Here is a 3292-nt window from a genome sequence, read left to right as displayed (position 1 = left end):
GCTCCCGCTCCCGGCGCCGCCACTCGGCGAGGAGGTCCTCCCGCAGCGGGAAGGCCTGCAGCTGGACGCCGCCCCACACCTCCTCGCCGGTGACCTGCCCCTCCACACTCGCGCCGAGCCCGAGCGGCACGGCGACGAACTGCCGGACCGTGCCCTTGCCCGAGTTGATGCCGTCCAGCCAGGGCTGTCGGGGGAGTACGAGGTAGTTCTGCGGGCGCCGGGAGAGCCGGCCGCTCCAGGGCCTGCCGGACACCGCGCACACCTTGCCCACCCCGACCTGGAGCGCCGCCGGCTGCGTCGTACCGGCGAAGCTCAGCCACATCGCCTCGCGCAGGTACACCGGCAGCATCACGCCACCGCGGGCCCGCCACTCCTCGGGGACCCGGTCGGCGTGATCCGCGACCCGCCGCACCGGGAACTCGCCCAGCCCCGGCGGCAGCGGATGCGTGCCCTTCTCGGGCAGCCGCAGCGTGCGGACGAACCGCACCGCCACCCCGCCCGGCAGCCGCAGTGTGTTCCCGTCGATCCGCACCCCTGTACCGCTCATCCGTCCGCCCCCTCGGTCATGTGCCGGTTCCTCTACCCAGAACGCTTGGCGAACCGGGCACGGTTCCGCCACAGCTCCTCCTGGACGCCGAGCCGCTCGCGCAGCCGGGTCAGCCGGGGCAGCTTCGCGCGCTGCCTCTGGGACACGCGGTCCAGCTCCTCCAGCAGGCGGCGGGTGCGGTGCTCGGTGTTCAGCTCGTCGACCATCCGGCTCGTCTCGGTGAGCACCGCCCCCAGCAGGTGCCAGTTGTCCCAGTCCTCGCGGATCTCGTCCTGGAACATCTCGGCCAGCCGGTCCCGGGTCCCGGCCGCCGTGTGCAGCTCGGCCGTGAGCCTCGCCTCCGCCGATTCGGCGTTCTCGCTCAGATGGGTGGTCACGAGGACCGCGAAGCTGACCACCGCGTCACCGATCTCCGACAGCAGCTGCTCCACGGTCGCCCCGGTCTGCCCCGGGAACAGTTGCTCACCGTCGCGGGACTTCGCCAGGTCCGTGAAGGTGCGGGCCAGCACCCGCAGCACCACCGTGCAGATCTCCAGCGTGTCCAGACCGGTACGCAGCACCACCCGGTGCAGCAGCCCCTCCTTGACCCGGGGATTGAGCCGCAGGCTGTCCTCGGCCTGCCGCAGCGACGCGTCCACCTGGGCGATGTGCTGGTCCAGCCGGCGTGCCTCGTGCAGCCGCTCGGCCGCCCGCTCCCAGGGGATGCCCCCCGCGGCCTCCTCGCCCATCCGCAGCATCAACTGGCGCACCCGGCGCGCCAGGTCCTCGATCGAACGGCCCGCCTCGTCCACCCACACCGGCGGCGGCAGCAGCAGGTTGCAGGCCGTGCCGACGACCGCGCCGATCAGGGTCTCCACGATCCGAGCCCAGGCGGTGAAGCCGACGGTGGTCACCCCGAGCACCAGCATGGCGCTGATCGCCACCTCGGCCACGTACTCGTCGACCCGCACCAGGTGGCCCACGGCCAGCGCGGCCACGATCAGCAGCGCCAGGCTCCACCAGGTCAGCCCCACGAGCCCGCTGAACGCGATGGCGACCAGCACGCCGGCCACCACCGAGTTCACCCGGCGGATGCCGTTGGTGAGCGTGGCGTAGAACGTCACCTGGACGACCAGCAGAGCGGTCAGGGGGGCGGTCAGGGGGGCAGGCTCGGGACTCAGCCGGAGCGCGACGACGTAGGCGACCGTCGCGGCGGCGGCCGATCTCAGCGTCTGGACGACCACCGGCTCCCGGTAGCGCCTCACCAGGCGCAGCGCACCCTTGGTCCACTTGTGTTCGTCGTGCATCCCTTGGCCTGTTCCCGTTCCTCGGGTGCGTCGAACGTGACCGATCGGGGGGCGGGCGGCGGCCTCAGGAGCAGAGCTTGTCGACGAAGGAGGACAGATTGCGCCTTGTGCGGGCGATCTGCTCCGCAAGCGTCAGGCTCTCCTCGAACCGGGTGCCCGACTCCGGCACCTTCCTGCCGCGCACGTACAGCGAACACGCCAGGTCGGTGCACATGTACACGCCGACCGAATTCCCCTCGCGGCCCGCCGCGCCCGCCTTCCGCGCCGTCATCAGCGAGACCCCTCCGCCGGGGTGCGTGGTCAGGCACACCGAGCACATGCTGCGGTGCAGGAATCCGCGCTGCGAGGCGGGGAAGCGCAGGGCGACGCCGACCAGCCGGCCGTCGCGCTCGGTGACCAGATAGCTGCGGTCGGGTGCGCCCGGATCGCGCCAGCCCAGGAAGTCCAGATCGTCCCACGGGCGTTCGCCGAGATCCCGCGGCACCGCCAGCCGCTTGGCCTCCCCCTTGGAACAGTTGACAAATGAGTTGCGGATGTCCTGTTCGGTGAGCGATCTCATGGGGGAGTCCTTCGTCGTGCGGCGCCGGAACCCAGGGGGTCCAGGTTCCTCGGCAGCCTAGGTACCCCAGGGAGAGTGGGCCAATGGATTTCCCGGACGCGGTCCCGTCGCGAGCCCGGCGCGCACTGCGGCACGTGGCCGCCCGCGCGTCCGGCGCGCCGCTCGCCCCGGGCCCGCGCATCACCCTGAACTTCCATCCCGACCGGATGTCGGGCGGGCTGCCGATCCTCCGGTCCCTGGCCCGGGACGGCGCCTACCGCTCCCAGTTCGTCACCGGAACCAGCAACGGCGGCCTCACCGCGCACCCGGGCGGCGACCGCTGGGGCTGGGAGAGCCGCATCTTCGGCGGCGCGTACGACGACGCCGACCCCGTGGAGCGCCCGCTGTACGGCGCGCTGAACTTCAGGCACCAGGTGGTCGGCGCCGCTCCCCGCTTCGGCTCCTCGCACCTCAGGCTGACCGGTGCCGTCCTGGCCCGGGCCACCTTCTGCTACCCGGACAGCGCGGCCGAGCCCGCCGACTTCGGCGTGGCCGGCGCCCTGTCCCTGATCGCCCTCGCCGAGGCGGACGAGCGGGACGCCCTCAACGACTACATCGAGGGCCACGTGCACGGCGGGGTGCTGCTCGCCCGGGACGTGGAGGCACTCGTCCTGGACGCGAGCTACCGGGGCACCTCCGTGGAGGAGGCGGCCCGGCGGCTGCCCTTCCCCCTGGAGTGGCACCCCGGCTACCGACTCACCGTGCCCGAGCTGTACCGGCACGCCGACTACCGGGGCCCGGAGTACGCCGACCTCGGCGCCCGCATCGCCGAGCGCGGACTGCTCACCCCGCGCATCATCGGCGACGCGGCCCGCAGCGGCCGCCACGGCCTCCAGGACCTGAAGATGGTCTGGCACACCC

The 3292-nt window shown here is 72.7% G+C and carries 3 protein-coding genes and 1 pseudogene; 1 reads left to right on the top strand and 3 read right to left on the bottom strand.

Annotation, left to right across the window (positions count from 1 at the left end):
* From ACLU3S_RS36455 to ACLU3S_RS36445, 3 genes and pseudogenes are all read right to left on the bottom strand, one after another.
* Positions 1 to 547 (bottom strand): annotated as a pseudogene (locus tag ACLU3S_RS36455) (hypothetical protein); the annotation flags it as partial.
* Between the two features lie 32 nt (positions 548 to 579).
* Positions 580 to 1833, bottom strand: coding sequence for an FUSC family protein (locus tag ACLU3S_RS36450; protein WP_413956264.1), 1254 nt, complete (start codon positions 1831 to 1833; stop codon positions 580 to 582).
* A 64-nt stretch (positions 1834 to 1897) separates the two neighbouring features.
* Positions 1898 to 2392, bottom strand: a complete 495-nt coding sequence (locus ACLU3S_RS36445) for an FBP domain-containing protein (protein WP_413956263.1) — start codon at positions 2390 to 2392, stop codon at positions 1898 to 1900.
* Positions 2393 to 2475: 83 nt separating this feature from the next.
* On the opposite strand from ACLU3S_RS36445, the gene ACLU3S_RS36440 reads away from it, so the two are divergent.
* Positions 2476 to 3292, top strand: an 817-nt coding sequence (locus ACLU3S_RS36440) for a DUF3626 domain-containing protein (RefSeq protein WP_413956262.1), incomplete at its 3' end; no start/stop codon positions are given.

It is taken from the genome of Streptomyces sp. AF1A, assembly GCF_047340315.1.
Lineage (GTDB): Bacteria > Actinomycetota > Actinomycetes > Streptomycetales > Streptomycetaceae > Streptomyces.
Note: the sequence above shows the minus strand (reverse complement) of the source record. Positions and strands in the feature narration are given on the sequence as shown.